The organism is Mesorhizobium sp. ES1-6 (genome assembly GCF_020164775.1).
Lineage (GTDB): Bacteria > Pseudomonadota > Alphaproteobacteria > Rhizobiales > Rhizobiaceae > Mesorhizobium.
Genome location: NZ_JAIUGU010000003.1, coordinates 140753 through 165169 on the forward strand (window position 1 = coordinate 140753; position 24417 = coordinate 165169).

Consider the following 24417-nt stretch of genomic DNA (forward strand, 5'->3'; position numbering starts at 1 on the left):
GATGGTCCAGTGAAATCCGAGGCCAGCCTTAGCGGCGGTCGCCCATGAACTGGAGCAGGAACATGAACAGGTTGATGAAATCGAGGTAGAGCGACAGCGCGCCCATGATGGCCTTGCGGCCCGCGACATCGGAAGCGTCGCCCTCGAAATACATTTCCTTGATCTTCTGCGTGTCGTAGGCGGTGAGGCCGGCGAACACCAGCACGCCGATGGCCGAGACGGCGAAGGTCAGCGCCGACGACTGCAGGAAGATGTTGATCACCGACGCGATGATGATGCCGAACACGCCCATGATCAGGAACGAGCCCATCGCCGAGAGGTCACGCTTGGTGGTGTAGCCGAACAGCGACAGCGCGCCGAAAGCAGCGGCGGTGGCGAAGAAGGTCTGCGAGATGCTGGCCGTGGTGTAGACCAGGAAGATCGACGACAGCGACAGGCCGACGAGGCCGGCATAGACCCAGAAGGTCGTCTGCGCGGCGGCGACGCTCATCGACTGGATCCTGAACGACAGGAAGAACACGGCGGCCAGCGGCGCCAGCATGACAACCCAGCGCAGCGGCGAGCCGAAGATCGCGTAGCCGAAGGAAGTCAGCATCTCGCCGCTTGGCAGCGTCGCGACGGCCGAGGCCGGGTCGGTGGTGGTGGCCAGCATGATCGTGCCGATGGCGGCAAGGCCGGTGATGAGCAGGCCAAGCCCCATCAGATTGTAGACCTTGATCATATAGGCGCGCAGACCCTGATCGATGTCGGCGCGGACGCCGGGCACCGCCGACGTCTGATAGTTGCGAATGGGATCAGCCATTGGAAATCCTCGTTGCTTCTGCCCCGTCCGGTGTCGGGCCTCTTGCGGGCCCAGGCGCCGCTGGGGGGCTCCAGCATGCCTGCGGCGGAATATGATGGTTATTCGCGTCGAGAACAAGACCGTAACCTGTTGTAACGGTTCGTGAGGGGCCGAAATGCCGCTTCGCCAACCGTTTGGGACGGCTTTCTTACCAAGATTTAACCTGACGAAGCAGGCCCGGCCGGCGAATCAGAGGTTGCGCAGCACGGGCGCCGCCTTGTGGCCGAGCACCCGCCAGGTGCCGGCAAGGCCGATGCCGACCGTTATGACCAGCGAAAACAGAATGGTCGCCACCGCCACTTCCGGCATGAAATGCGACGGCAGGGTCATGATGCGCGCGACGATGTACCAGGCCGCGGCACTGCCGGCGGCGAGCGCGAAGATCGCGGTGGCGAGCCCGATCAGCATATATTCCAGCGAGAAGGCCGATATCAGCGTCGTGCGCGTCGCGCCCAGCGTCTTCAGCACCACCGCGTCATGGATGCGCGCCCGGTTGCCGGCGGCAAGCGCGCCGGCCAGCACCAGGACCGAAGCGATGAGCGCCACGCCGGCCGCCGCCCGGATCGCCGTGCCGAGCTGGCCGACCAGCCGGTTGACGATGTCGAGCGCGTCCTTGACCCGCACCGTCGTCACGGCCGGGAAAGCGCGGGTGACGGCGTTGAGGACGCGCGCGTCGTCGGCCGTCGAGGCGTTCTTTTCATTAAGCGTCGCGATCCAGCCATGCGGGGCGCCGGCGAATGTGTTGGGCGAGAACACCATGACGAAATTGATGCCCATCGTCTCCCATTCGACCTGGCGGAAATTGGCGATCCGGGCCGTGACATTGCGGCCGAGCACATTGACGGTGACGGTGTCGCCGAGCTTCAGGCCGATTTCCTTGCCTTCCTTGTCGGAAAACGAAACCAGCGGCTCGCCGGCATAATTGTCCGGCCACCATTTGCCCTCGGTCAGCGTCGTGTTTTCCGGCTGCCTGGTGTCATAGGTCAGGCCGCGATCGCCCTTAAGCACCCAGGCGCCCTCGGCCGGTACCTTGACCTTGTCGACATCGACGCCGTTGAGTGCCATCACCCGGCCGCGCAGCATCGGCACCTTGGCCAGTGTTCCCCGCGGCGCCTCCTTGGCGATCAGCTGGGAGAACGCATCGACCTCGCTGCCCTGGATGTCGACGAAGAAGAAGTTCGGTGCCCGCTCCGGCAGGTTGCCCGAAATCTGCCGCCTGAGGTTGCCGTCGATCAGCGCCAGCGTCACCAGCAGCGTCAGCCCAAGCCCCAGCGACAGCACCACCGACGGCGTCAGCGCACCGGGCCGGTGGATGTTGCCGATGGCCAGTCTCAGCGCTACGAAGCGCACGCGCGGGCTCTTCCTCGCCGCCCATTGCACCAGCGCGCCGACGACGCGCAGCACCAGGAAAGCAAAAATAGTGGCTCCGACGAAGATCGAGGCGATGCGCTGGTCGCCCGAAAACAGGATCGCCAGCGCTGCCAGCAACAGCGCGATGCCGAGCGCTGAAACGACATAGACGGGGCGCGGCAGGCCCCGGCCCTCCAGCCCCATTTCCCTAAACAGCGCGGTTGCCGGCACGTCGCGGGCGCGGCCGAGCGGCAACAGCGCGAAGGCGAGCGTCACCAGCAGGCCGAACAGGGCGGCCATGGCGAGCGCGCCGGGATAGAAGCCGCCTTGCGCCGGCACCGGGATGACGGACTGCAGGGCGGCACTCGCGGCAAACGGCATCAGCGCGCCCAGCACCAGGCCGGCGCCGATGCCGATGAGCGCGATGATCAGGATCTGCACGAGGTAAACGGCAAAGACGAAGCCGCCGGACGCTCCCAGGCTCTTGAAAGTGGCGATGACGCCGCGCTTGCCGTCGAGATAGGCGCGCACCGCGTTGGCGACGCCGACGCCGCCGACCACCAGCGCGGTGAGCCCGACCAGCGTCAGGAACTGCGAGAAGCGTTCGATGTTTGAAGACAGCGCCGGGGCGGCATTGCCACGTGTGCGGATCGACCAGCCGGCCTCCGGAAAATCCCTGGCCGCCTGGTCCTGGATGGCCTTGAGCCGCGCCTCGTCGGCATCGGCGGGCAGCCGGACCTTGTAGGCGTTCTCCACCAGGCTGCCCGGCTGGATCAGTCCGGTCGCGGCCAGCCCCTCGGTCGAGATCATCAGCCTTGGCGCGAAACCGAACCCGTCGGAGACCGCGTCGGGCTCGGCCACCAGCCTGGCGCGCAATTCGAAGGTGGCGGTGCCGAGCTTCAGCCGGTCGCCGATCTTGAGATGCAGCCGTTCGAACAGAAGGTCGGGTGCCGCGGCGCCGAAAACGCCGAACTGCCCGCCGAACAGTTCCTGCTTCGTCAGTGCCGGGTCGGTCTCCAGCGCGCCAAAGAGCGGATAGGCCTCGTCGACCGCCTTGGCCTCGACCAGCGCCTGGTCGGATCCGTCGGCGAGCCGCGCCATCGAGCGCATGCCGGCGCTGTGCGAAACCACGCCCAGCCCATCGAGAAAGCCAAGTTCGGCCTGGCTGGCGTCGCGCTGGTTGATCTGGAAGCGAAGGTCGCCGCCAAGCAGCGTCTGGCCCTGATCGGCGACGCCCGCGGTGATGGAGCGGGCCACCGAATTGACGCCGCCGATAGCCGCGACGCCGAGCGCGATGCAGGCTAGGAAGATGAGGAAGCCGGACAGGCCGCCGCGCATCTCGCGCAGCGAGAAGCGGACGGCGAGCTTCAAGGTCCGCGCCAGCGGCATCAGGCGGTGACCTTGATCGGCGCCGGCGCCTCGATGCGGCCGGAGCGCATCGACACCTGGCGTAAACAGCGCGCCGCGAGCGCCGGATCGTGGGTGACCAGAACCAGCGTCATGCCGCGTTCGGCCGCCTTGGCGAACAGGAGATCGGCGACCTGGCGTCCGGTCGCCTGGTCGAGATTGCCGGTCGGCTCGTCGGCGATCAGGATGCGCGGCGACGGTGCCAGCGCCCGGGCGATAGCCACGCGCTGCTGCTCGCCGCCGGAGAGTTCGCCGGGATAATGGGTGACGCGGTCGCTCAAGCCCACGGCCGCCAGTTCCCGCTCCGCCACCGAGAAGGGATCGGCATGGCCGGCCAGTTCCAGCGGCACCGCGACATTTTCGAGCGCCGTCATGTTGGGGATGAGATGGAAGGACTGGAATACGATGCCAATGTTTCGGCCACGAAACGAAGCAATCTGATCCTCGGTTTTGCCGTTTAGCAGTTCGCCGGCGATTCGCACCGTACCCGCATCGACTCGCTCCAGCCCTGCTAGCACCATCAGCAATGTCGACTTGCCGGACCCCGACGGACCGACGATGCCGGTCGCCTCGCCGCGCGCCACCTCGAGGCTGACGCCCTTCAGCACATGGACGGACGAAGCGCCTTCGCCGAGTGTCAGGGATACGTCTTTCAGCGCGATGACGGCTTCTGTCAAAATGAAAGCGTCCTATATGGGAAGGGAGGCTCTGCCTGTCGCAAGCCGTCGCCGGAAGAATTCATTGTCATATGGGGCTTGCCGCATGTCTTTCAAACGCCGCTTTGCCGCAGGCCTGATCGTTTTCCTCGCCATTTGCGGCGCCATTTCGTCGGCGCGCGCCGAGCCATTCAAGATCGTCGGCTTCGGTGACAGCCTGATGGCGGGTTACGGCCTTGGCCCGGGCGAGGGCTTTACCGACAAACTGCAGGCAGCCCTTCGCGCCAAGGGCCATGATGTCACCGTCGCCAATGCCGGCGTCTCCGGCGACACGTCCAGCGGCGGCCTGGCGCGGCTCGACTGGTCGGTGCCCGACGGCACGCAGCTGGTCATCCTCGAACTCGGCGCCAACGACATGCTGCGCGGCGTTGCGCCCGACATCACCAAAAGGAATCTGGACGAGATGCTGGGCAGGCTGAAGCAGCGCAAGATCGCCGTGCTTCTGGCCGGAATGCGGGCGGCGCCCAATCTAGGCGCCGACTACCAGAACGCCTTCGACGCCGTCTTTCCGGAACTAGCCGCCAAATACGGCGTTACGCTGTACCCGTTCTTTCTCGATGGCGTCGCCGGCCAGCCTGGGTTGCAACTCGAGGACGGCTTGCATCCGAGCGCCAAAGGGGTCGACCTGATGGTCGAGCGCGTCCTGCCGACGGTCGAGCGGACCATCGCGGCGGCGCCGGGAGGCTCGTGAGATCCGACAAAGCCCTTCCGTTAGGGAAAGTTTTAGCAAAGCCTGCGACCAACAAACCACTTGCTCCATTTGATTATCGATGATTCGCTAGGGATGACAGTTCGATTCGAGGAAGGGAGGCTCTTCATGCCGCGTCTTTTCACCGCCCTCGAAATTCCGCGTGATGCCGCCCTTTCGCTGTCGCTGCTCCGGGGCGGCCTGCCCGGGGCCCGCTGGATCGACGTCGAAAACTACCATCTGACGCTGCGCTTCATCGGCGATGTCCAGGGCCATGTCGCCGACGAGATCGCCAATGCGCTCGACCGGGTCCACCGCCCTTCCTTCTCGCTGACCTTGTCCGGGGTCGGGGCTTTCGGCCAGAAGAAGCCGCATGCGGTGTGGGCGGGCGCCTTTCCCTCGCCCGATCTCAACGCCCTTCAGGGCGAGATCGAGCGCATCTGCCAGCGGCTCGGCATCCCCGCCGATCCGCGCAGGTTCATGCCGCATGTGACGCTGGCGCGGCTGCGCAACTCGAGCCCGCTCGACGTCGCCCAATATCTGTCGGCGCGCGGCAATTTCTCGACGCTGCCGTTCCGCATCGGCCGTTTCGTGCTGATGTCGTCGCGCGATTCGGTCGGCGGCGGCCCCTATATAGTCGAGGAAGCCTGGCCGCTGTCCGGCGTCGATACGCGTGTCAGCCGTGTTGCCAGCGCCTCCGACGCCTCGCGGATCATGCGGTAGACCGAAGCGAACGCTTCCTGATCCTCATAATAGGGATCGGGCACATCGCGCGCCCTGCCCTGCGCGAATTCGAGGAACAGGTGGATGCGATCGCGCACCGCCGCCGGCGCCAGCGCTCTCAGGTCGGCGACATTGGACCGGTCCATGCCGAAGATCAGGTCGAAGCGGTGAAAATCCTCCGGCGTGATCCTGCGCGCCCGCTGGCGCGAGATGTCGATGCCGTGGCGCGACGCGATGGCGATCGAGCGCGGATCGGGAGCGGAGCCGACCTCCCAGCCGCCGGTGGCGGCCGAATCGAGCACGATATCCCCACCGTTTCCGCGCTCCGCCAGCACGGCGCGAAGGACGCCTTCGGCCAGCGGCGACCGGCAGATGTTGCCGAGGCAGACGAAAAGAACGGAATTTATGGGCTTCGCGATCATGGATCCGGCGCTATGGTGACGACTTCAGCGCCATAGCATAGGAAGCGGACATGACGAGAGAGAAACTGGGCAGGCAAGCCGCCGAAGCCGCCCTCACCGGGCTTGACGGCTGGACACTGGCGCAGGACGGCGCCTCGATCGGCCGCACCTTCACCTTCAACAATTTCTCCGAGGCCTTCGCCTTCATGACCCGTGTGGCGCTCGCCGCCGAGAAGATGGACCATCATCCCGACTGGTCGAATGTCTACAAGACGGTCGTCGTGACCCTCAACACGCACGACGCCGGCGGCGTGACGGCGCTCGATATCGAACTGGCCAAGAAGATGAACCGCTATTTCGGCGGCTGAACACCGGCTGTCCATGTTCTGGGCCGGCGTGGACCGCCAAATCGGCGCTCGCATCTTGCAGCCGGGGTCGGCTTTCACCACATTTTGATCGGCGGCCATGCGCCAGTAAGCGCGTGAGACCCGCGAGGAGAGATTGATGGCGCAAGAATCCGGTTTTGACTTCTTCGGCTTTGGCGACAGGCTGGGCGGCGAGGGCGAAGTGCGCGAGAAATTCTGGCGCACGGCCAAGAAGGCCGCGCGGCAGATCCCCTTCATGGAGGACGTCGTCGCCGCCTATTACTGCGCCATGGACAAGAACACGCCGCTGCGCGCCAAGGGCATCTTGGTGGCCGCGCTCGGCTATTTCGTGCTGCCGGTGGACCTCATCCCCGACTTCATCTTCGGGTTGGGCTTCACCGACGACATCGCCGTGCTGACCGCCGCGATCACCGCCGTCAGCGCCCATATCACGCCGGCGCACCGGCAGGCCGCCAAGAACGCGATCGCGGACAAGAGCTAAGTCCCGCGGCCCGAATCCCGCCGCGCCGGCCCGGTCCCTGGACAGAGGCGTTCAGCGGCGGGCCAAAAGTCAAACTCTTGCCGTTTTCGTGGCCTCCAAGTCACCAAAGGGACGCCGTGCCAGCCGCTGACAAGGCGGCGGCGCGGAAATGGCGGCGGTTTCCTGGGGTGAAGGTCCTTTTCTCTTGGGAACTTCACCGTTTGGTAACCCAGATTAAATCAAAATGAAGCGACGGCAGGACGCCATGCGGCCCGCCTCCGCACCATTTGGAATACGGGAAAAGCGATGCGCGGATTGATTGCACTAGTTTCGAGCCTGGTCCTGGCGGCCTCGGCGGCGCCGGCGCTGGCGCAGCAGGCCACCAAGATCGGCCAGCACAATGCCTGGGGCACCTACAGCTACCAGGCGTCGGGCGGCAAGGTCTGCTACGTGCTGACCGTGCCGACCGACAAGCAGCCGCCGACGCTCGACCATGGCGACATGTTCTTCTTCGTCAGCCAGCGGCCCGGCCAGCAGGTCTCCTATGAGCCGCAGTTCATCGCCGGCTATAATTTCCAGGAAGGCTCCAAGGCCACCGTCACCATCGACAAGAAGACCTTCTCGATGTTCACGCGCGGAAAATCGGCCTGGGTGGAGAATGCGGCGGAAGAGCCGGTGCTGATCGCGGCGATGAAGACAGGCACCGACATGAAGGTGTCTGCGAAGTCGGGCCGCGGCAACCCCACCAACTATGTCTTCTCGCTGAAGGGCATCTCGGCGGCGCTGTCCTCGATCGCCAAATGCAAATAGGCAAGGCAGGCCAAAGCCTCCTCAGGCCCTTCTCGCTGCGTCCGCATCGCGGCCGCTGACCGGTTATGAGTTCGGCTCCCGGTCAGACGGTCCAGGTCCAGTCGATCGGGTAGTTGAAAATCGGGGTAAACGTCACGCCAGCCGCCTCCATGTCCCTGCGGCCGTCGACGACCATCTCCTTCAGATGGTCCAACTGCGCCGCATGCTCGTCGGTGTCCCAGACGCTAACTTGCACGATCGAGCCCTTCGGCGAGACGCCCGCATAAAAATGAAGCAGCCCTGGCAACCGCCTGATGGCCGGGATTATGTACTCCGAGGTCTTCTTGCTCGCGGCGTCGACCTCGGCGAACCGGCTCGGCTCGTAGCTGGCGCGGGAGACGCGGACGACGGCCGTTGTCGGCAACGACTCGGCCAGGGTGATTCTTTCTGTCATGGAGATCCTATCTCTTGCTTCGCCGCGGCAACATCGCGGGCGCTGTCTTGCCGGATGTGAGTCGGAGCCTAAGCAATTCCGGGAAAATGCGAAGCGGTTTCCGGCCGAAGTTAAGGCTTCAACTTTCGACCGTGGCCCGCCGCCGCCGGATCGCCTCGGCGATGAAGACCCGCGACAGGGCGTGATAGAGCGGCTCGTGCGAGATCAGGCGCGCCGTGCCGTAGCCCAGCATCGAGGCCAGCATCAGGCCGATGACATTGTCGTGATTGCCGGTCATTTCGAGGATGATGACGAAAGCCGTCATCGGCGCCTGCACCACGCCGGCGAAATAGCCGGCCATGCCGAGCAGGGCCGCGACGCCAGCGCTGCCGCCGAACAGCAGGCCGAGCGAACTGCCGATGCCGGCGCCGACCGCCAGCGAGGGCGCGAAGATGCCGCCGGGAATGCCTGAGATCATCGACAGCAGTCCGGCCGCGAATTTCTCGAGGAAGAAGAACCAGGGCAGCGGCGTCCCTTCGACGGCGCTGCGCGCCTGCGCGTAGCCGGTGCCGAAGGTCAGGCCGCCAGAGAGGATGCCGATCACCGCCACGGCGAGCCCGCAGACGGCTGCCACCAGCAGCGCGCGCCACAGCGGCTGCAGCGCGTTCCAGCGCCGGATGCGGCGCGTCGCCTTCAGCGCCAGTAACGAGAACAGCGCCCCGAAGCCGCCGCCGATGATCCCGCAGGCGATCACCAGCGGCCAGTCGGCGGCGAACGAGATCGTGTCCTTGGACACGCCGAAATAGGTGTAGTTGCCGACCAGCCCGAGCGAGGCGAGGCCGGCCAGGATCACCGCCGTCAGCACCAGCCCGTTGGTGCGGGCTTCATAAGTTCGGCCCATTTCCTCGATGGCGAAAACAATGCCGGCAAGCGGCGTGTTGAAGGCAGCCGCGATGCCGGCGGCAGAACCGGCCAGGATCAGGCCGCGTGCCTGCGCCATGCCGCCCCAGCGCGCCGCCTGCAGCATCAGAGATGCGCCGACCTGGACCGTCGGCCCTTCGCGGCCGATGGACGCGCCGCAGAACAGGCCGACGATGGTGAGCGCGATCTTGCCCGCCACCAACCTGAGCGACAGGATATGGCTGCGGTCGTCGTCGTCACGCAGGTGCCGGGCGGCGATCGCCTGCGGAATGCCGCTGCCTTGCGAGCCCGGGAAAAAGGCGTGCGCCAGCCACGCGCACAGGACAAAGCCGAGCGGCGTGATCGCCAGCGGCAGATAGAAGCGCCAGCCGCCATCATTGCCGATCACCAGATGGAACAGTGCCTGCGCCTTGTCGGCCAGCACCGCGAACAGCACGCTGATGACGCCGATCGAAATGGCGCCGGCCCAGAACACCAGGCGCGGCTGCCACACGCGCCGCGAGCCCCATATGGCGCGCGAGCGCCGCAGCAAGGGATGTCTTCGCGATTGGCCGGCCATGTCTGTCCTCGTGGGAAAACCCAGCCCTAACACAGGCATGATGCCGATCAAGTGAGAGACTGACGATCGGACCGGGATCAAAAGGCCGCCGTCGCGGTTGTGTCCCTTTGAGCAAGGAATCCGCAGTCATGAGCTATGTCAGATTTGCCGCGATGATCCTGGCGTCCACGGTCCTCATGTACGGGCTCATGTACCTGAACACCTATGCGCTGGATCACGTTTTCTTCAGCCAGACCCGGGTCTGGATGGCTATCGTGATGGGCGCCGCAATGGCAATTGTCATGATCGGCTTCATGTGGGGAATGTACAAGAGCTTGACCGCGAATGTCGGCATCGTCATTGGCGGCATGCTCGTATTCGCTGGTGCCCTATGGCTGGTCAGAAGCCAGGAAACCGTGAGCGACGTGTCGTATATGAAGGCAATGATCCCGCACCACTCGATCGCGATCATGACCAGCGAACGCGCCCACATCCGCGACCCGGAGGTGCGAAAGCTCGCGGACGGCATCATAGACGCCCAGGTGCGCGAGATCACGCAAATGAAGCGTCTGATTGCGCGGCTCGAAGCGAATCCCGTAGCGGCCGGCGCTCCCGACCTGCCGTCCTACCGAGCCCGGGGTGCTCCGCCGCCGCCGCCGGAGACCGACCAGAGCACCGGTATCGATACGCTCTCCATCGACAGGTAGGCGAGGATGGACGTGCGGATGACACGGAAGCTGACCATCCCGCCGGCTTCCAGGCCGGCGGGCAAGTTTTTCCGAGATCGTCACATGGCCATTTTTTCACATTCGGCCTGGGCCTTCTTGGTCGATGTATCGATCATGTAGGCTTTACCCTTGGCGTCGGTCATCATCATCATGCAATGCTTGATGGGCTTGGCCATTTTCATCATGTCGGCGCCCATCTTCGCGTCCGGCATCATGGTGCCCATGTGGCCGTCCGGCATGATCGCCGTCACCTGGCCACCTTTCATCATGGTCATGGTGCCCATCGTATCCTCGGCAAACGCCTGCGAGGCGCAAAGAGCGGCGACGCCGGCAAGGACGGCGAGCTTGATCGATTTCATTCTGCATACTCCCATTGTGCGGGGCACAGTTGCCCCATTTCAGGGTTCGCGGATGGCTCGCCAGCCGTTACGCCGACACGAATATGTGATCGCTCGCGCGCCGGGAAACAGCACCAGGCAGGCGCGGCTTGTCCACCGCGACAAGGCGGCGGGAAAGACTGCCCGATCACCCGCGGCATGACTCTGCCGCCAAGCTGTGCTATGCGCCGCTCTTGACATCGGGCCGATGGATGAAATCGGCCGTAAACCGCTTATATCAGTGGAACCATGACCCTTTCACTCGACCTTACCGCCGAAGGCGCCCGCGACGCCTTGCGCGCTCGCCCCGCGCAGGCAGAAAAGCCCTCGCTGATTGGCCTGACACGGGCCGAACTCGGCGAGGCTCTCGTCGCTTCAGGCATCGTGCCGGAGCGTCAGGCAAAAATGCGCGCTCAGCAGCTCTGGCACTGGATGTATGTGCGCGGCGTGTCCGACTTCGCTCATATGTTTAACATCTCCAAGGACCTTCGCGCCGAGCTGGACAAGCATTTCACCGTCGCCCGGCCCGAGATCGTCGAGGAGCAGATTTCCGCCGACGGCACGCGAAAGTGGCTGTTCCGCTTCCCGCCGCGCGGCGCCGGCCGGCCGGTCGAGATCGAAACCGTCTATATCCCCGAGGAAGGCCGCGGCACGCTCTGCATCTCCTCGCAGGTCGGCTGCACGCTGACCTGTTCGTTCTGCCACACCGGCACGCAGAAGCTGGTGCGCAATCTCACCGCCGAGGAAATCCTGGCGCAGCTGCTCACCGCGCGCGACCGGCTCGGCGACTTCCCCGACCGCGACACGCCCGACGGCGCCATCGTGCCGGCCGAGGGCCGCAAAGTGTCCAACATCGTCATGATGGGCATGGGCGAGCCGCTCTACAATTTCGAGGCGGTCAAGAAGGCGCTGCTGATCGCCTCCGACGGCGACGGCCTCTCGCTGTCGAAGCGGCGTATCACGCTGTCGACCTCCGGCGTGGTGCCGGAAATCTTCCGCACCGGCGAGGAGATCGGCGTCATGCTGGCGATCTCGCTGCATGCCACCAATGACGATCTGCGCGACCTGCTTGTGCCGATCAACAAGAAGTATCCGCTGAGCGAGCTGATCGCCGCCTGCAAGGCCTATCCCGGCCTCTCCAACGCCAAGCGCATCACCTTCGAATATGTAATGCTGAAGGACGTCAACGATTCCATCGAGGACGCCAAGGCGCTGATCAAGCTGCTCAAGGGCGTTCCGGCCAAGATCAATTTGATCCCGTTCAACCCGTGGCCGGGCACCAATTACCAGTGCTCGGACTGGGAAACGATCGAGAAATTCGCCGACTACATCAACAATGCCGGCTATGCCTCGCCGATCCGCACGCCGCGCGGCCGCGACATCCTCGCCGCCTGCGGTCAGCTGAAGTCGGAATCGGAGCGCATGCGCAAGGTCGACCGGTTGGCACTGGAAGCCATGATGATCGCGGGGCATGGCGAGGCGTGACCCGTCTCGTTGCCTGGCTCAAGCGTCTGGTCCTGATAGCAGTCGGTTATGTCGCCGCCGTGCTGACCTCGATCGTGGTGCCTGTGCTGCTGATCACCCTTCTGGAAGGGATCGAGTATGGCAACTGGTCGATGGTTTTTGCATTCGACTGGCTGGGCTCCTTCCCGCTCGCCGTGCTGACCGTGGCCCTCTGTGCGCTGCTGATCGTCGGCCCCGCCATCCTTGTCGCCGAACGGTGGTCGCTGCGAAGCTGGTCCTACTTCGCCGTCACCGGGGCGATCACCTCCATCGCCTTTGGTGTTCTGGTCCCCGGCTCGGCCGGAGGGTTTGTCTTCAATCCGGGTTTCCTCGGCTTCCTGGCCACGGCCGGCACGGCCGCCGGCTGGGTCTATTGGCTGCTCGCCGGGCGCAAGTCCGGTCGTCTCACGGGCGCTGATCCCCAATGAACCGCCTCGTCTCCTATATCGTGCGCTTGGCCATCATCCTGTTCGGCTATGCCGTCGCCTCGCTGGCGGCGAGCGCCTTCCTCAACATCCTGTTCCTGGCCTCGCTCGGCTACGTGCCGGCGCAAGCCCATCCGGCGGCGACGGCATCGCTCTATTTTTCAATTCCCTTCGTCGCCCTGTTTGTCGCTTACTTCGCCTTCATGCCGGCGGCGGTCGTCATCCTGATCGCCGAAATCCTCGGCCGGCGCGACTGGCTGTTCTATGCGCTGGCGGGTGCCGTAGTGGCGGGGGTGTTCCTCGGCCTCGTCGACAATCTCCGCGATTCCCCTTTCGCGGTCACCGAGGCCACCGCCATCATGGCCGTGATTGGCGGCGGCATGGTCGGCGGCATCTTCTACTGGCTCAGCGCCGGTCGTTGGGCCGGAAGCTGGTGGAAGACCGAGAAAGCCCCTACTTCGCCTGGGCCGTCAGGATCTTGAGCGCGAAGGCCGAGAACACGCCGGCGAAGAGATAGTCGACCACTCGCGTCACGCGCGGGCTGGCCTTCATCGCCGCCGAGAATTTCTCTGCCGCCAGCACCATCGGCACCGTCACCGGGATCGACAGCACGATGAACATGGAACCGAGGAAGAACAGCTTCCCGGGCGCGTTCGGGTCGTGCGCGGAGACGAATTGCGGCAGGAAGGTCATGAAGAACAGGATGATCTTCGGGTTGAGCAGATTGACGCCGAGCCCCGCCGCCCAGCTGCGCAGCAGCGAGATCTGCGGCCCCGTCTTCTTCTCCGGTGAAAAGGCCGACCCCTTGGCGATCGCCTGCCAGGCCAGGAAGACGAGATAGCCGGCGCCGAAAATCTTCAGCACGAAGAACGCCATCGGCGAGGCGACGATCAGCGCCGAGACGCCGACCACCACCAGCGTGGTGTGGATCAGCGTGCCGCACAGCGCGCCGGCCATCGAGGCAAAGCCGGTGGCCCGCCCCTGGCTCAGCGTGCGCGAGACGAACAGCGTCATATCAGGGCCTGGCGTGATCGCCAAGATCACGGTGGCGATGGCGAACTGGATCAGCGTGGTGGTGTCGGGAATGAAGGACATGCGGGGCCTCGGGAAGGTCCCGAGCCTATACAAGATACGTCGCGCCGACGCCAGATGCGAAGGCTGGCGTATCCTCCCACGGCGGTTTCTAAGCCGCCGACAGATCGATCTCGGCCAGCGAATGGGCTGCCGCTCCGGTCAGCAAAATCTGGTCGATCGGCTTCGGCCGGCCGAGGAAATAGCCTTGCGCCTCGTTGCAGCCTTCGACCTGCAGGATGGTGAGCTGGACATGCGTCTCGACACCTTCGGCAAGCACCGGAATGTCGAGGCTGCGCCCCAGCGTCAGCACCGCGCGGATGATCGCCTTGGCCTGCGGGCTGCGCTCGACATCGGCCATGAAGGAGCGGTCGAGCTTGATCTTGTCGAACGGGAACGAGCGCAGCGTATCGAGCGAGGAATAGCCGGTGCCGAAATCGTCGATCGCGATCGTCACGCCGAGCGCCTTGATCTGGCGCAGCACGTGCAGCGTGCGGACCTTGTCGGCGACGATCGTCGATTCGGTCAGCTCAAGTTCGAGGCGCCTCGGCGACAGGCCGGTTTCGACCAGAATCTGGTGGACGAGCTTGGCGAGATCGGCATGGGCGAGCTGCACCGGCGACAAATTGACCGCGATCTTGTGACCCTTGTCCCAGGACGCCGCCTGGCGGCACGCGGTGCGCAGCACCCATTCGCCGATCGCCAGGATCGAGCCGTTCTCCTCGGCGATCGGGATGAACTCGGTGGGCGGGACCATGCCATGCACCGGATGGGTCCAGCGCAGCAGCGCCTCGTAGCCGCAGGTGGCGCCGGTCGAGACCGAGGTCTGCACCTGGTAGTGGAGCGTGAGTTCGCCGCGTTCGATGGCCTGGCGTAGATCGGTGGCCAGCGCCCGCCGAGCGCGTGCCGTCTCATCCATGGCCGATTCGTAGAAACACACGGCCCGCGCCACGTCGTTCTTGGCCCGGTACATCGCCAGATCCGCATTGCTGACCAGCCTCTCCCGGTCGCTGCCGTCGCGCGGATAGACGGCGACGCCGATGCTGGCGCCCGTGACGGTTTCGAAATCGTCGATCCGCAACGGCTCGAACAAGGACTTCTCCAGGCGCGAGACCAGGCCGAGCAGCTCGTTCTGGTCCCTGAAGCGCTTGATCGCGGCGAACTCGTCGCCGCCGAGCCTGGCGACGAATTCGCCGTCGCCGGTCAGTTTCGCAAGCCTGCGGGCGATGATCTTGAGCGCCTGGTCGCCGGCCGCGTGTCCCCTGAGGTCGTTGATCTCCTTGAAACGGTCGAGATCGATGACGATGACCGCCGTCATCGTGTCGCCGTCCTCGCGTGTCCGCCCGATTTCATGGTCAAGGCGGTCGTTGAAGGAAACGCGGTTGGCAAGTCCGGTCAGCGCATCGTTGAGGGCAAGGTGCTGCAGCCGTTCGAAGCTCTCCAGCCGGCCGCGTTCGTCGATCAGGTAGCTGGCAAAGCCGGTGGCCGCGACGATCAGGCCGACGACGGCGACGGCCAGTGATTGCAGCAGGTTGTTCCCAGAGCTTGATCCCGAAAACTGGGAACCGGTTTTCGCAAGCGGTCGTGCACCCGCAGGGACATAGACAAGGATGACGAATTCGACGGGCGGCCTGGTCCAGCGTGCCGGCGCCGCGCGCCGGCTGGATCAGAAGTCTGGCGCCGCCCGCGCTTGCTCGCTTTGCGGTTCCTGCTAAAAGGCGCTCCGACAATGCGTGACGCCGGGCTCAGGCGTCGCTTTTCGACGGAGCGGAAATGTCCAAGTTCAAAGACGTCAAGAAAGTCGTGCTCTCTTATTCCGGCGGCCTCGACACCTCGATCATTCTCAAATGGCTGCAGACCGAACTCGGCGCCGAAGTCATCACCTTCACGGCCGACCTCGGCCAGGGCGAAGAGCTCGAACCGGCGCGCAAGAAAGCCGAGATGATGGGCATCAAGGACATCCGCATCGTCGACGTGCGCGAGGAATTCGTCGCCGACTTCGTCTTCCCGATGTTCCGGGCCAACACCGTCTATGAAGGCACCTATCTCCTGGGCACCTCGATCGCGCGGCCGCTGATCTCCAAGCACCTGGTCGACATCGCCAGGGAAACCGGCGCCGACGCCATCGCGCATGGCGCCACCGGCAAGGGCAACGACCAGGTCCGCTTCGAGCTTTCGGCTTACGCGCTGAACCCCGACATCAAGGTCATCGCGCCGTGGCGCGACTGGTCCTTCAAGTCGCGCACGGACCTGATGAACTTCGCCGAGCAGCACCAGATTCCGGTGCCGAAGGACAAGAAGGGCGACGCGCCGTTCTCGGTCGACGCCAACCTGCTGCACTCCTCGTCCGAGGGCAAGGTGCTGGAAGATCCGTGGAGCGAGGCGCCGGAGTTCGTCCATCAGCGCACCGTATCGCCGATGGATGCGCCGGATGCCGTCACCGAAATCGAGATCGAGTTCCTGAAGGGTGATCCGGTCGCGCTCAACGGCAAGAAACTGTCGCCGGCCACGATGCTGGCTGCCCTCAACGATCTCGGTCGCGACAATGGCATCGGGCGGCTAGACCTGGTCGAGAACCGCTTCGTCGGCATGAAGTCGCGCGGCGTCTACGAGACGCCGGGCGGCACGATCCTGATCGCGGCCCACCGCGCCATCGAATCGATCACGCTCGACCGGGGTGCCGCGCACCTCAAGGACGAGTTCATGCCGCGCTACGCCGAACTCATCTACAACGGCTTCTGGTTCGCGCCCGAGCGCCTGATGCTGCAGGCGATGATCGACAAGAGCCAGGAAGACGTCGAAGGCACGGTGCGGCTTAAGCTCTACAAGGGCAATGTCATGGTCACCGGCCGCAAGTCGAGGAAAACGCTCTATTCCGACGCGCTGGTCACCTTCGAGGACGACCGCGGCGCCTACGACCAGAAGGACGCCGCCGGCTTCATCCGCCTCAATGCGCTGAGGCTGCGCACGCTCGCCGCCCGCAACCGCAACAAATAAACGCGGTGCGCCATCCCGGTCTCTGCCTGGCGCTGCTGGTCCTTATGGCGGCGCCGGCCACGGCCGATGATTTCGATCCGGCATCGCTCGACCTTGCCGCGCTGATCGAATGCAGGACGGGTGTGCCCGGCTACAACGGCTTTGCGCTCTGGCTGACCGGCGAATCCGGTGCTGTGCGGAAGCTTGGCTGGAAGGAAGTTCCGTCGGGCAATCCCTTCCTGCGGCAGTATCGACTGCCCGCTCCGATCCATGTCTTCGGGCACGACACCGGGACAATCGTCTTTACCGCGACAGGATTGATGGCCGTGCTCGACGGTGTCGCCGCGCCGGACCTCGCCAAGGAGCTGGGCATTCAGGCGACAGCCTCGACGCCAGACAAATTCCTCGGCGAGAAGGTCGTGGCCGAAAATACCGAGGAGGCCGGCGGCGTGACCCTCGCCACGCACATCGCGCTCAACGTCTCGACGGTCGCATCCCATTCCGGCAAGACGCTGGCCGGCTGCTCCTATGCGCTCGACGTGAAATGAAAAACCCGGCGCGGAGGCCGGGTTCTTCGTTCAACATCGTACGGTTCGATCAATCGGCGTCGATGGCGGTGGCGATGCGGGCGATGGCCTGCTGATAGACGCTGGCGGAATTCCAGCCGGCGATCGCGCCCATATTCGACTGCGCGCTTGCACCAGCCCGCCAGCCGTGGCCCTTGAGGAAGTTGGCGGTGGAGGCCAACGCGGTGGCCTTGTCGCGCAGGTTTCCGCTGCCGACGGCATACTTCAGGACATTTCCGGGCAGGAACTGCGTGTGGCCGATCTCGCCATGCATGGCGCCGACCGACGAGGAGCTCAACGCGCCGCGATCGACCAGCTTCAGGGCCGCGATGGCATGCGGGTGAAAGTAATCCGGACGGCGGCAATCATAGGCAAGCGTCACAATGGCGGAGACCGTGTTCTGGTTGCCCATCGAGGCGCCGAAGCCGGTCTCCATGCCCCAGATGGCAAGCAGCACGCCCGGCGACACGCCGTAATTGTTCTCGATCTGGTTGAACAGCGCCGCGTTCGACTTCTTCAGCGAACGGCCCTTGGAAATGATCGCGGATCCGCCACGACGCTTCATGAAATCGTCCACCGAGCCGCTGAAGGCCTTGTGGATGGCGCGGTCGGCGGCGATCGTCCTTGTTGCGTAGGTCGCTCCGGCCAGGGCGGCCAGACCCCTCGGCCCGACGCCTTCGGACTTGGCCTCCCCGGCGAAATCCTGCTTCCAAGCGTCGAAGCCGGCGCCGGTCTTGCCGCAGCTGGCCGCCGCCTGCGCGCCCGTTGCAAGCGCAAGCACCGCCACCACCGCGGCCGCTAAAGTTCTACCCTTGGCAAGAAATGCCATGTTGTTCTCCTGGTTGCCTGAATCACGTCCCGGCGGCGAATTTGCCAGCGAAACGCGTTCTTGTCACTGTCTGAGCCGCCATGCTGGCGAATGCCGTGGAATTTGCTTACGATCAAGTGATTATTGTGGCGAGGGGCCAGGCATGGAAGACGTTGCCGCGGCCATGGACCGCGGCGGCAGGCGCCTGGACCGGCGAAGCGAAATTGTCTCGATGGAGTGCGGAACGCCGGCCGGTGGTTAGCGTTTGGGCACGGGCCGCCTCCTATGCCCTCCCGATGAATTGAGACCGACATGAAACTTTTCGACTGCCCGCATTGCGGCCACCGTCTCTATTTCGAGAACGCCCAGTGCCTGAACTGCAGAAGCCTCGTGCTCTATGACGCCGAGGGCGCGCGCTTTGTCCTGTCCGGTGTCGACGGCGCCATCCAGTGCACCAACGCCGATGAATGCGCCTGCAACTGGATGGCCGAACCGGGACAGGTCTTCTGCCGTGCCTGCGTGCTGAACCAACTGATCCCCGATCTCTCCGTCGACGGCAACCGCCGCCGCTGGATCCGCGTCGAGGCGGCGAAGAAGCGCGCCATCTATTCGCTGCTCGCCTTCGGCCTGCCGGTCGCGCCCAAGCAGAGCCCGACGGACGAGATCGGGCTGGCCTTCGACTTCCTCGCCGATCCGATCGGCGGCGGCCCGGGCGGCGAACGCATCCTCACCGGTCACGACAATGGCCTGATCACGCTCAATGTCGCCGAGGCCGATTCGGCCGAGCGCGAAAAACGGCGCGTCGAGATGGGCGAGAACTACCGCACGCTGCTCGGCCATTTCCGCCACGAACTCGGCCATTATTACTGGGACCGCCTGATCCGCGACGACCCGCACCGGCTGGAAGCGTTCCGCGCCCTGTTCGGCGACGAACGCGCCGATTACGAACAGGCGCTGAAGGCCTATTATGCCAATGGCGCCGCGCCCGACTGGCAGCAAACCCACATCTCGGCCTACGCCACCTCGCACCCCTGGGAGGATTGGGCCGAGACCTGGGCCCATCATCTGCATATCACCGACACGCTGGAGATGGTCCATGCGCTGAACTTCCCGCTCGGCCGGCTGGAGACGGTGGAGGCCAATGAATTGCCGCGTGGCGACACTGGCGGAGAACCGCAGGCAGCGCCCTCGGAACCCGCGAACACGCCCGAGCCCTTCGACCGGATCCTCGTTCGCTGGCTGGTGCTGTCGGAAGCCTCCAATTCGATAAACCGCTGCATGGGCCTGCCCGACCTCTACCCCTTCGTCATTTCGGACGTGACGGCGCGGAAACTGGCCTTCGTACACGACCTTTTGACCGGTTTGCCCAAGGATGCGGGAACAAATCTTGAGTTGGCCCGTGCATTTTAGCCGGAACGCATGCGCCGCTGCCCCGTTGTCACCGCCGAGGGACTGTGAAACGGAGAGAACCCATGAAATCCTTATTGTTTCCCGCAATAGCCGGGATGCTGACCGCAATGTCGGGCGCCGCGCTGGCCGATACCGCGGTCTCGGCAGTCACCGATCTCAACGTGCGCGCCGGTCCCGGCCCGCAATATCCTGTCATCGGCGTGCTCGCCGCGGGCCAGTCGGCGACGCTCAATGGCTGCATCGAAAACAGCAAATGGTGCACGATCGCCGAAGCCGGCGGACAGGGCTGGGTCTATTCCGACTATGTCACGGCCGATTTCAGCGGCAGCCGGGTGGTGCTGACGCAGCGACCGCACGGCTCCAGCGTTGCCGTCGTCTCGCCACCGGAAGACATCGGCAACTACTCCACCGACTATACAGGAGCGATCATCGCCAGCGATCCGGTGGTTGGCGATTTTCCGGCGCCGCCAGCTGAAGTGCGGACCTATGTCGACACCCATCGCCTCGACCCCGTCTATCTCGACGGCGAGGTGGTCACCGGCGCGACCTTGCCAGACACGGTCGAGCTGCGCGAAATTCCTGACTACAACTACCGCTATGTCTATGTGAACGGCCAGCGGGCGCTGATCGATCCGCAGACGCGGCGCATCATGTACGTGGTGCGTTGAACGCAAGGCCGGGGGGGGCTGTCGCGGCCGCCGGCGATGTTCACGATCGGACGTGCCGTATCCGCAGGTCAGGGCCTGGGTTCCGGCGGGTCAGGCGGTCTGATCACGGTGCCAGGAGTGGCCTGCCCGGGCCGTTGCCTTGACTCTCGCGCCGATTTCCTGTCTACAGTCCAGCAATTCCGCGACGAGTATCCCTCCGAGCAAGCCGACCAGGACGCCGAAGCCTCTTCGAGGCCGAGTGCTGTAAACAGATCCTGGAGGCCAACACCCGGCAGCGCTGTGCGCCCCCGGGTGCTTTTTGGTTTTGGGCTTTTGCTTGGACTGGCTTTTGCTTGGAGACTGGGCGCGAACGCATTACCTCTCGGATCGAATGAACCGGGATCGAAGGAAGCAAGATGTTTGAATCGCTGCAGGAGCGCCTTGGCTCCATCCTGAACGGCCTGACCGGCCGCGGCGCGCTTTCCGAGGCGGATGTCTCGGCGGCGCTGCGCGAGGTGCGCCGTGCGCTGCTCGAGGCCGACGTGGCGCTGGAAGTGGTGCGCTCCTTCACCGACAAGGTGCGCGAGAAGGCCGTCGGCGCCGCCGTGCTGAAGTCGATCAAGCCGGGACAGATGGTCGTCAAGATCGTCCATGACGAGCTGGTCGACATGCTGGGTGCCGAGGGCGTCGCCGTCGACCTCAACGCGCCGGCGCCGGTCGTCGTCATGATGGTCGGCCTGCAGGGCTCCGGCAAGACCACGACTTCGGCCAAGATCGCCAAGCGGCTGACCGAGCGTCAGAACAAGAAGGTCCTGATGGCCTCGCTCGACACGCGGCGTCCCGCCGCGCAGGAGCAGTTGCGCCAGCTCGGCGAGCAGGTCCAGGTCGCGACGCTGCCTGTTATCGCAGGCCAGAATCCGGTCGATATCGCCAAGCGCGCCGTGCAGGCGGCCAAGCTCGGCGGTCATGACGTGGTCATCCTCGACACCGCCGGCCGCACCCATATCGACGAGCCGCTGATGGTCGAGATGGCCGACATCAAGAAGGTGTCGAGCCCGCACGAAATCCTGCTGGTCGCGGATTCGCTGACCGGCCAGGACGCCGTCAACCTGGCCAAGAGCTTCGACGAACGCGTCGGCATCACCGGCCTGGTGCTGACCCGCATGGACGGCGACGGCCGCGGCGGCGCCGCGCTGTCGATGCGCGCCGTCACCGGCAAGCCGATCAAGCTGATCGGTACCGGCGAAAAGATGGACGGGCTGGAGGAATTCCATCCCAAGCGCATCGCCGACCGCATTCTGGGGATGGGCGACATCGTCTCGCTCGTCGAGAAGGCCGCCGAAAACATCGACGCCGAGCAGGCGGCGGCCATGGCCAAGAAGATGCAGTCGGGCAAGTTCGACCTGAACGACCTTGCCCAGCAGCTTCAGCAGATGTCGAAAATGGGTGGCATGGGCGGCATCATGGGCATGATGCCCGGCATGGGCAAGATGAAGGACCAGATGGCCGCCGCCGGCCTCGACGACAAGATGTTCGGCCGCCAGCTCGCCATCATCTCGTCGATGACCAAGGCCGAGCGCGCCAACCCCGATATGCTGAAACACTCACGCAAGAAGCGCATCGCCGCCGGTTCCGGCACCGACGCCGCCGAGATCAACAAGCTCTTGAAGATGCATCGCGGCATGGCCGACATGATGAAGGCGATGGGCGGCAAGGGCAAAGGCGGCGGCCTGATGCGCGGCATGATGGGCGGCCTCGCTTCCAAGATGGGCCTCGGCGGCATGATGCCTGGCGGCATGGGCGGCATGATGGGCGGCGGCATGCCGGACCTGTCGAAGATGGATCCCAAGCAGCTCGAAGCCCTGCAGAAGCAGGCGCAGGCCGCCGGTCTCGGCGGCATGAAGGGTCTGCCCGCCCCCGGCGGCGGCGGCCTGCCCGGGCTGCCCGGCGGCATGAAACTACCGGGGCTTCCCGGCCTGGGTGGCGGCGGACTACCCGGCCTTGGCAAGAAGAAGTGAGACTGCGGATGAACGAAGAAAAGGACATGGCCGACGCCCGCATCATCCTGGCCGGCTACCGTGCATCGATCGACAACATCGATGCCGCCCTCATCCATATGCTGGCCGAGCGCTTCCGCTGCACCAAGGCGGTCGGCGTGCTCAAGGCCGAGCATGGCCTGCCGCCGGCCGATCCGGCGCGCGAGCAGCAGCAGATCGCCCGTCTTCGCCAGCTGGCGCATGACGCGCATCTCGACCCGGATTTCGCGGAGAAATTCCTCAACTTCGTCGTCCGCGAAGTGATCCGCCACCACGAACAGATCGCCGCAGCAAACGGCGTGATGAAAACCGGCTGAAAGACTCAACCGAAATCCAATCAAACGAAATCAGAGCTTTTAGGAGAAAAGAAATGGCACTGAAGATCAGACTGGCCCGTGCGGGCTCGAAGAAGCGTCCTTACTACCACGTCGTCGTCGCCGACGCCCGTTCGCCGCGCGACGGCCGGTTCATCGAGTCGCTCGGCTCGTGGAACCCGCTGCTGCCGAAGGACGGCGAGCGCGTCAAGGTCGACGCCGACCGCGTCAAGCATTGGCTGTCGCACGGCGCCCAGCCGACCGACCGCGTGCTGCGCTTCCTCGACGAGGCCGGCCTTGCCAAGCGCGACGCCCGCTCCAACCCGAAGAAGGCCGAGCCCGGCAAGAAGGCGCAGGAACGCGCCTCGCTGCTGAAGAAGGCGCAGGAAGACGCCGCTGCCGCGGTTGCCGCCGCCGCTGCCGCACCGGCCGAGGAAGCCGCCACGGCGGAGTAATCTCGCTTCCCATTTGCGGAAACGAAACGGCGGGCCTGTGCCCGCCGTTTTGCTGTTTGCATTTGTCGTCGACCTGCCCTTTGCTGTTGTCCCGGAAAGCTTCTGATTTCCGGCCGAGGATCGGATGGACGAACGGGCTGTCACGCAGGAGATCCTGTCCGGCGTCGTCGCCGGGACCCTGCTGCGATGCGCTGATGCCACGACAGGTGTCGTTGTCTTGAGCGGATCGAGCGGCCGTGTCGATATTTCCCGTGCACGACTATTTGCCAGCGAGGGCGTCTCTGTCCTTGCCCTCCAGTGGTTCGGCGGCGAAGGCCAGGTTCCCGGCATATGTGAAATCCCCCTTGAGACGTTTTTCGCCGCGACCGACCGCCTCGTTGGATTGGGATGCCGGCGCATCGTCTATGTCGGCACGTCCAAGGGCGCCGAGGCATCCTTGCTCGCGGCGGCCCAAGACCCGCGCGTCGATGCCGTGGTTGCAATCAGCCCGACATCGGTGGTCTGGGGAAACATCGGGCCGGGCCGCGACGGCGTCAGCTGGCCCGAGCGATCGTCATGGACTGTTGACGGTCGCCCTCTCCCCTTTGTTCCAACCGACCCGGATTGGAAGGCAAGCCATGTTGATGGTCTTGTGTCCTACCGAGGACTTTTCGAGCACTGCCTGACAAGGTTCAGGCAGGAAGCCGACAAGGCCGCCATTCCCGTCGAGGCACTTTCGGGGGAGATCGTGCTGGTCGCTGGCGGCGGCGACGCGCTGTGGCCATCCCTGGAATTCGCCACGTCGATTGTCCGGCGTCGGCAAGATGCCGGAAAGGCCACGCGCCTCGTTTCGGCCCCCGACGCCGGCCACCGCATTCTCCTGCCTGGCGAAACCACCCCGCGCTCAAGCTCGCACGCGCATGGCGGCAATGACCGCGCTGATGCCGCCCTGGGCCAGGAAGCCTGGCGATACATTCGGAACCTGCTGTAGCGCGGCCCCCACCGGATGTCTCAAGCGGGCCGCAATTCATCGATCGAAAACGGCAGGCCAAAAGCCCGCCGTTTTGCTCTTCATGTCCGGAATGCGCTCGATCAATAACCGCTGGGGCAGCGATCGACATAGGTGCGGCCGTAACGGTCGCGGTACCGGCATTGGCCGCTTTCGCTGGCATGGCCGATCAGGGCGCCCGCCACGGCGCCAACCGCGCCGCCGACAACCGCGCCCTGGACCGGATCGCCAGCCACGGCCGCGCCGATCGCGGCACCGCCAAGACCGCCCACGGCGGCGCCTTTTTCCGTCTGCGAACAGGCGCCGAGCGCCGTCGCCAACACAAGAACCGTAATAATTTTCTTCATTTTCGTTCCTCTCACATGCGGATCGCCGTCTCGCCGCCAAGGGCTTAACTCTCAGACGGCTAATTTGATCCCGAGGGGAACGAAGATCGCGACGACACCAGCAGCCGCGGTTG

27 protein-coding genes and 1 pseudogene are annotated in these 24417 nt (G+C 64.8%); 17 read left to right on the plus strand and 11 right to left on the minus strand.

The window, feature by feature from the left end; translation table 11 throughout:
* Positions 1–28 precede the first annotated feature (28 nt).
* The 3 genes from LB564_RS09395 to LB564_RS09405 all read right to left on the minus strand — a co-directional run bounded on the left by LB564_RS09395 (position 29) and on the right by LB564_RS09405 (position 4275).
* Positions 29–802 (minus strand): Bax inhibitor-1/YccA family protein, encoded by a 774-nt coding sequence (locus tag LB564_RS09395; RefSeq protein WP_140703759.1) that lies wholly within the window; start codon positions 800–802, stop codon positions 29–31.
* A 228-nt stretch (positions 803–1030) separates the two neighbouring features.
* Positions 1031–3580, minus strand: a complete 2550-nt coding sequence (locus tag LB564_RS09400; protein WP_224536999.1) for an ABC transporter permease — start codon at positions 3578–3580, stop codon at positions 1031–1033.
* Positions 3580–4275 (minus strand): ABC transporter ATP-binding protein, encoded by a 696-nt coding sequence (locus LB564_RS09405; RefSeq protein ID WP_224537001.1) that lies wholly within the window; start codon positions 4273–4275, stop codon positions 3580–3582. The genes LB564_RS09400 and LB564_RS09405 overlap by 1 nt, the downstream gene beginning before the upstream one ends.
* A gap of 85 nt (positions 4276–4360) precedes the next feature.
* On the opposite strand from LB564_RS09405, the gene LB564_RS09410 reads away from it, so the two are divergent.
* Positions 4361–5005, plus strand: coding sequence for an arylesterase (locus tag LB564_RS09410; protein WP_224537003.1), 645 nt, complete (start codon positions 4361–4363; stop codon positions 5003–5005).
* A gap of 126 nt (positions 5006–5131) precedes the next feature.
* Positions 5132–5725, plus strand: a complete 594-nt coding sequence (gene thpR, locus LB564_RS09415) for an RNA 2',3'-cyclic phosphodiesterase (protein ID WP_224537005.1) — start codon at positions 5132–5134, stop codon at positions 5723–5725.
* Here thpR and LB564_RS09420 read toward each other — a convergent pair.
* Positions 5632–6147, minus strand: a complete 516-nt coding sequence (locus LB564_RS09420; protein ID WP_224537008.1) for a low molecular weight protein-tyrosine-phosphatase — start codon at positions 6145–6147, stop codon at positions 5632–5634. The genes thpR and LB564_RS09420 overlap by 94 nt on opposite strands.
* Positions 6148–6197: 50 nt before the next feature.
* Here LB564_RS09420 and LB564_RS09425 point away from each other — a divergent pair, with 50 nt between their 5' ends.
* The 3 genes from LB564_RS09425 to LB564_RS09435 all read left to right on the plus strand — a co-directional run bounded on the left by LB564_RS09425 (position 6198) and on the right by LB564_RS09435 (position 7782).
* The gene (locus tag LB564_RS09425) at positions 6198–6494 is read left to right on the plus strand and encodes a 4a-hydroxytetrahydrobiopterin dehydratase (protein WP_140703771.1); all 297 of its coding nucleotides are present in this window, start codon (positions 6198–6200) and stop codon (positions 6492–6494) included.
* Positions 6495–6630: 136 nt separating this feature from the next.
* Positions 6631–6993, plus strand: coding sequence for a YkvA family protein (locus LB564_RS09430; protein ID WP_224537010.1), 363 nt, complete (start codon positions 6631–6633; stop codon positions 6991–6993).
* A 285-nt stretch (positions 6994–7278) separates the two neighbouring features.
* Positions 7279–7782, plus strand: a complete 504-nt coding sequence (locus LB564_RS09435; RefSeq protein ID WP_127278701.1) for an invasion associated locus B family protein — start codon at positions 7279–7281, stop codon at positions 7780–7782.
* A gap of 82 nt (positions 7783–7864) precedes the next feature.
* Here the strand turns inward: LB564_RS09435 and LB564_RS09440 are convergent, their stop codons facing one another.
* Positions 7865–8215 carry a hypothetical protein gene (locus LB564_RS09440; RefSeq protein WP_140703775.1) on the minus strand — a complete coding sequence of 117 codons (351 nt, stop codon included), beginning with the start codon at positions 8213–8215 and terminating at the stop codon, positions 7865–7867.
* Positions 8216–8333: 118 nt separating this feature from the next.
* A complete protein-coding gene (locus tag LB564_RS09445) occupies positions 8334–9674 on the minus strand; it encodes a chloride channel protein (protein WP_140703777.1) in 1341 nt (446 codons plus the stop codon).
* Positions 9675–9802: 128 nt separating this feature from the next.
* On the opposite strand from LB564_RS09445, the gene LB564_RS09450 reads away from it, so the two are divergent.
* Positions 9803–10360, plus strand: coding sequence for a DUF305 domain-containing protein (locus LB564_RS09450; protein WP_224537012.1), 558 nt, complete (start codon positions 9803–9805; stop codon positions 10358–10360).
* 80 nt (positions 10361–10440) lie between these two features.
* On the opposite strand, the gene LB564_RS09455 is transcribed toward LB564_RS09450, so the two are convergent.
* Positions 10441–10740 (minus strand): hypothetical protein, encoded by a 300-nt coding sequence (locus LB564_RS09455; RefSeq protein ID WP_224537014.1) that lies wholly within the window; start codon positions 10738–10740, stop codon positions 10441–10443.
* Between the two features lie 267 nt (positions 10741–11007).
* On the opposite strand from LB564_RS09455, the gene rlmN reads away from it, so the two are divergent.
* The 3 genes from rlmN to LB564_RS09470 are packed head-to-tail and all read left to right on the plus strand — an operon-like array spanning position 11008 to position 13168.
* The gene (gene rlmN, locus LB564_RS09460; protein ID WP_224537016.1) at positions 11008–12243 is read left to right on the plus strand and encodes a 23S rRNA (adenine(2503)-C(2))-methyltransferase RlmN; all 1236 of its coding nucleotides are present in this window, start codon (positions 11008–11010) and stop codon (positions 12241–12243) included.
* Positions 12240–12689, plus strand: coding sequence for a hypothetical protein (locus LB564_RS09465; protein WP_224537018.1), 450 nt, complete (start codon positions 12240–12242; stop codon positions 12687–12689). The genes rlmN and LB564_RS09465 overlap by 4 nt, the downstream gene beginning before the upstream one ends.
* Complete coding sequence (locus LB564_RS09470) at positions 12686–13168, plus strand: hypothetical protein (RefSeq protein WP_224537020.1); 483 nt, start codon at positions 12686–12688, stop codon at positions 13166–13168. The genes LB564_RS09465 and LB564_RS09470 overlap by 4 nt, the downstream gene beginning before the upstream one ends.
* On the opposite strand, the gene LB564_RS09475 is transcribed toward LB564_RS09470, so the two are convergent.
* Positions 13140–13781 (minus strand): LysE family translocator, encoded by a 642-nt coding sequence (locus LB564_RS09475; RefSeq protein WP_140703788.1) that lies wholly within the window; start codon positions 13779–13781, stop codon positions 13140–13142. The two genes, LB564_RS09470 and LB564_RS09475, sit on opposite strands and share 29 nt — an antisense overlap.
* 88 nt (positions 13782–13869) lie before the next feature.
* Positions 13870–15273, minus strand: a pseudogene (locus LB564_RS09480) (putative bifunctional diguanylate cyclase/phosphodiesterase); the annotation flags it as partial.
* 257 nt (positions 15274–15530) lie between these two features.
* On the opposite strand from LB564_RS09480, the gene LB564_RS09485 reads away from it, so the two are divergent.
* Both LB564_RS09485 and LB564_RS09490 read left to right on the plus strand, forming a co-directional pair.
* Entirely contained in the window at positions 15531–16754 is a 1224-nt protein-coding gene (locus tag LB564_RS09485) for an argininosuccinate synthase (RefSeq protein ID WP_140703792.1), read from the plus strand.
* A 5-nt stretch (positions 16755–16759) separates the two neighbouring features.
* The gene (locus LB564_RS09490; protein WP_224537022.1) at positions 16760–17281 is read left to right on the plus strand and encodes a hypothetical protein; all 522 of its coding nucleotides are present in this window, start codon (positions 16760–16762) and stop codon (positions 17279–17281) included.
* A 49-nt stretch (positions 17282–17330) separates the two neighbouring features.
* On the opposite strand, the gene LB564_RS09495 is transcribed toward LB564_RS09490, so the two are convergent.
* Positions 17331–18128 carry a lytic transglycosylase domain-containing protein gene (locus tag LB564_RS09495; RefSeq protein WP_224537024.1) on the minus strand — a complete coding sequence of 266 codons (798 nt, stop codon included), beginning with the start codon at positions 18126–18128 and terminating at the stop codon, positions 17331–17333.
* A 291-nt stretch (positions 18129–18419) separates the two neighbouring features.
* On the opposite strand from LB564_RS09495, the gene LB564_RS09500 reads away from it, so the two are divergent.
* The 6 genes from LB564_RS09500 (at position 18420) to LB564_RS09525 (ending at position 23939) form a co-directional block, all read left to right on the plus strand.
* Entirely contained in the window at positions 18420–19517 is a 1098-nt protein-coding gene (locus LB564_RS09500) for a putative zinc-binding metallopeptidase (protein WP_224537027.1), read from the plus strand.
* 62 nt (positions 19518–19579) lie between these two features.
* On the plus strand, positions 19580–20185 hold the full coding sequence (locus tag LB564_RS09505) for a DUF1236 domain-containing protein (protein WP_224537030.1): 606 nt from the start codon (positions 19580–19582) through the stop codon (positions 20183–20185).
* A 395-nt stretch (positions 20186–20580) separates the two neighbouring features.
* Complete coding sequence (gene ffh, locus LB564_RS09510) at positions 20581–22182, plus strand: signal recognition particle protein (protein ID WP_224537032.1); 1602 nt, start codon at positions 20581–20583, stop codon at positions 22180–22182.
* 8 nt (positions 22183–22190) lie between these two features.
* Positions 22191–22517, plus strand: coding sequence for a chorismate mutase (locus LB564_RS09515; RefSeq protein ID WP_140703801.1), 327 nt, complete (start codon positions 22191–22193; stop codon positions 22515–22517).
* A 53-nt stretch (positions 22518–22570) separates the two neighbouring features.
* Positions 22571–22969: a 30S ribosomal protein S16 gene (rpsP, locus tag LB564_RS09520; protein WP_140703803.1), complete on the plus strand. Its 399-nt coding sequence runs from the start codon at positions 22571–22573 to the stop codon at positions 22967–22969.
* A 124-nt stretch (positions 22970–23093) separates the two neighbouring features.
* The gene (locus LB564_RS09525; protein ID WP_224537034.1) at positions 23094–23939 is read left to right on the plus strand and encodes an acyl-CoA thioester hydrolase/BAAT C-terminal domain-containing protein; all 846 of its coding nucleotides are present in this window, start codon (positions 23094–23096) and stop codon (positions 23937–23939) included.
* Between the two features lie 101 nt (positions 23940–24040).
* On the opposite strand, the gene LB564_RS09530 is transcribed toward LB564_RS09525, so the two are convergent.
* Complete coding sequence (locus tag LB564_RS09530; RefSeq protein ID WP_140703807.1) at positions 24041–24304, minus strand: YMGG-like glycine zipper-containing protein; 264 nt, start codon at positions 24302–24304, stop codon at positions 24041–24043.
* Positions 24305–24417: the final 113 nt, after the last annotated feature.

What these genes read in the sequence shown, in the direction of transcription:
- LB564_RS09505 (WP_224537030.1), top strand. Translation starts at nt 19,580, where the DNA reads ATGAAATCCTTATTGTTTCCCGCAATAGCCGGGATGCTGACCGCAATG.
- LB564_RS09530 (WP_140703807.1), bottom strand. Translation starts at nt 24,304, where the DNA reads ATGAAGAAAATTATTACGGTTCTTGTGTTGGCGACGGCGCTCGGCGCC.
- LB564_RS09420 (WP_224537008.1), bottom strand. Translation starts at nt 6,147, where the DNA reads ATGATCGCGAAGCCCATAAATTCCGTTCTTTTCGTCTGCCTCGGCAAC.
- LB564_RS09435 (WP_127278701.1), top strand. Translation starts at nt 7,279, where the DNA reads ATGCGCGGATTGATTGCACTAGTTTCGAGCCTGGTCCTGGCGGCCTCG.
- LB564_RS09440 (WP_140703775.1), bottom strand. Translation starts at nt 8,215, where the DNA reads ATGACAGAAAGAATCACCCTGGCCGAGTCGTTGCCGACAACGGCCGTC.
- LB564_RS09430 (WP_224537010.1), top strand. Translation starts at nt 6,631, where the DNA reads ATGGCGCAAGAATCCGGTTTTGACTTCTTCGGCTTTGGCGACAGGCTG.
- LB564_RS09425 (WP_140703771.1), top strand. Translation starts at nt 6,198, where the DNA reads ATGACGAGAGAGAAACTGGGCAGGCAAGCCGCCGAAGCCGCCCTCACC.
- LB564_RS09500 (WP_224537027.1), top strand. Translation starts at nt 18,420, where the DNA reads ATGAAACTTTTCGACTGCCCGCATTGCGGCCACCGTCTCTATTTCGAG.
- LB564_RS09395 (WP_140703759.1), bottom strand. Translation starts at nt 802, where the DNA reads ATGGCTGATCCCATTCGCAACTATCAGACGTCGGCGGTGCCCGGCGTC.
- LB564_RS09495 (WP_224537024.1), bottom strand. Translation starts at nt 18,128, where the DNA reads ATGGCATTTCTTGCCAAGGGTAGAACTTTAGCGGCCGCGGTGGTGGCG.
- rlmN (WP_224537016.1), top strand. Translation starts at nt 11,008, where the DNA reads ATGACCCTTTCACTCGACCTTACCGCCGAAGGCGCCCGCGACGCCTTG.
- LB564_RS09450 (WP_224537012.1), top strand. Translation starts at nt 9,803, where the DNA reads ATGAGCTATGTCAGATTTGCCGCGATGATCCTGGCGTCCACGGTCCTC.
- LB564_RS09410 (WP_224537003.1), top strand. Translation starts at nt 4,361, where the DNA reads ATGTCTTTCAAACGCCGCTTTGCCGCAGGCCTGATCGTTTTCCTCGCC.
- LB564_RS09525 (WP_224537034.1), top strand. Translation starts at nt 23,094, where the DNA reads ATGGACGAACGGGCTGTCACGCAGGAGATCCTGTCCGGCGTCGTCGCC.
- LB564_RS09400 (WP_224536999.1), bottom strand. Translation starts at nt 3,580, where the DNA reads ATGCCGCTGGCGCGGACCTTGAAGCTCGCCGTCCGCTTCTCGCTGCGC.
- LB564_RS09475 (WP_140703788.1), bottom strand. Translation starts at nt 13,781, where the DNA reads ATGTCCTTCATTCCCGACACCACCACGCTGATCCAGTTCGCCATCGCC.
- ffh (WP_224537032.1), top strand. Translation starts at nt 20,581, where the DNA reads ATGTTTGAATCGCTGCAGGAGCGCCTTGGCTCCATCCTGAACGGCCTG.
- LB564_RS09515 (WP_140703801.1), top strand. Translation starts at nt 22,191, where the DNA reads ATGAACGAAGAAAAGGACATGGCCGACGCCCGCATCATCCTGGCCGGC.
- thpR (WP_224537005.1), top strand. Translation starts at nt 5,132, where the DNA reads ATGCCGCGTCTTTTCACCGCCCTCGAAATTCCGCGTGATGCCGCCCTT.
- LB564_RS09470 (WP_224537020.1), top strand. Translation starts at nt 12,686, where the DNA reads ATGAACCGCCTCGTCTCCTATATCGTGCGCTTGGCCATCATCCTGTTC.
- LB564_RS09485 (WP_140703792.1), top strand. Translation starts at nt 15,531, where the DNA reads ATGTCCAAGTTCAAAGACGTCAAGAAAGTCGTGCTCTCTTATTCCGGC.
- LB564_RS09445 (WP_140703777.1), bottom strand. Translation starts at nt 9,674, where the DNA reads ATGGCCGGCCAATCGCGAAGACATCCCTTGCTGCGGCGCTCGCGCGCC.
- rpsP (WP_140703803.1), top strand. Translation starts at nt 22,571, where the DNA reads ATGGCACTGAAGATCAGACTGGCCCGTGCGGGCTCGAAGAAGCGTCCT.
- LB564_RS09455 (WP_224537014.1), bottom strand. Translation starts at nt 10,740, where the DNA reads ATGAAATCGATCAAGCTCGCCGTCCTTGCCGGCGTCGCCGCTCTTTGC.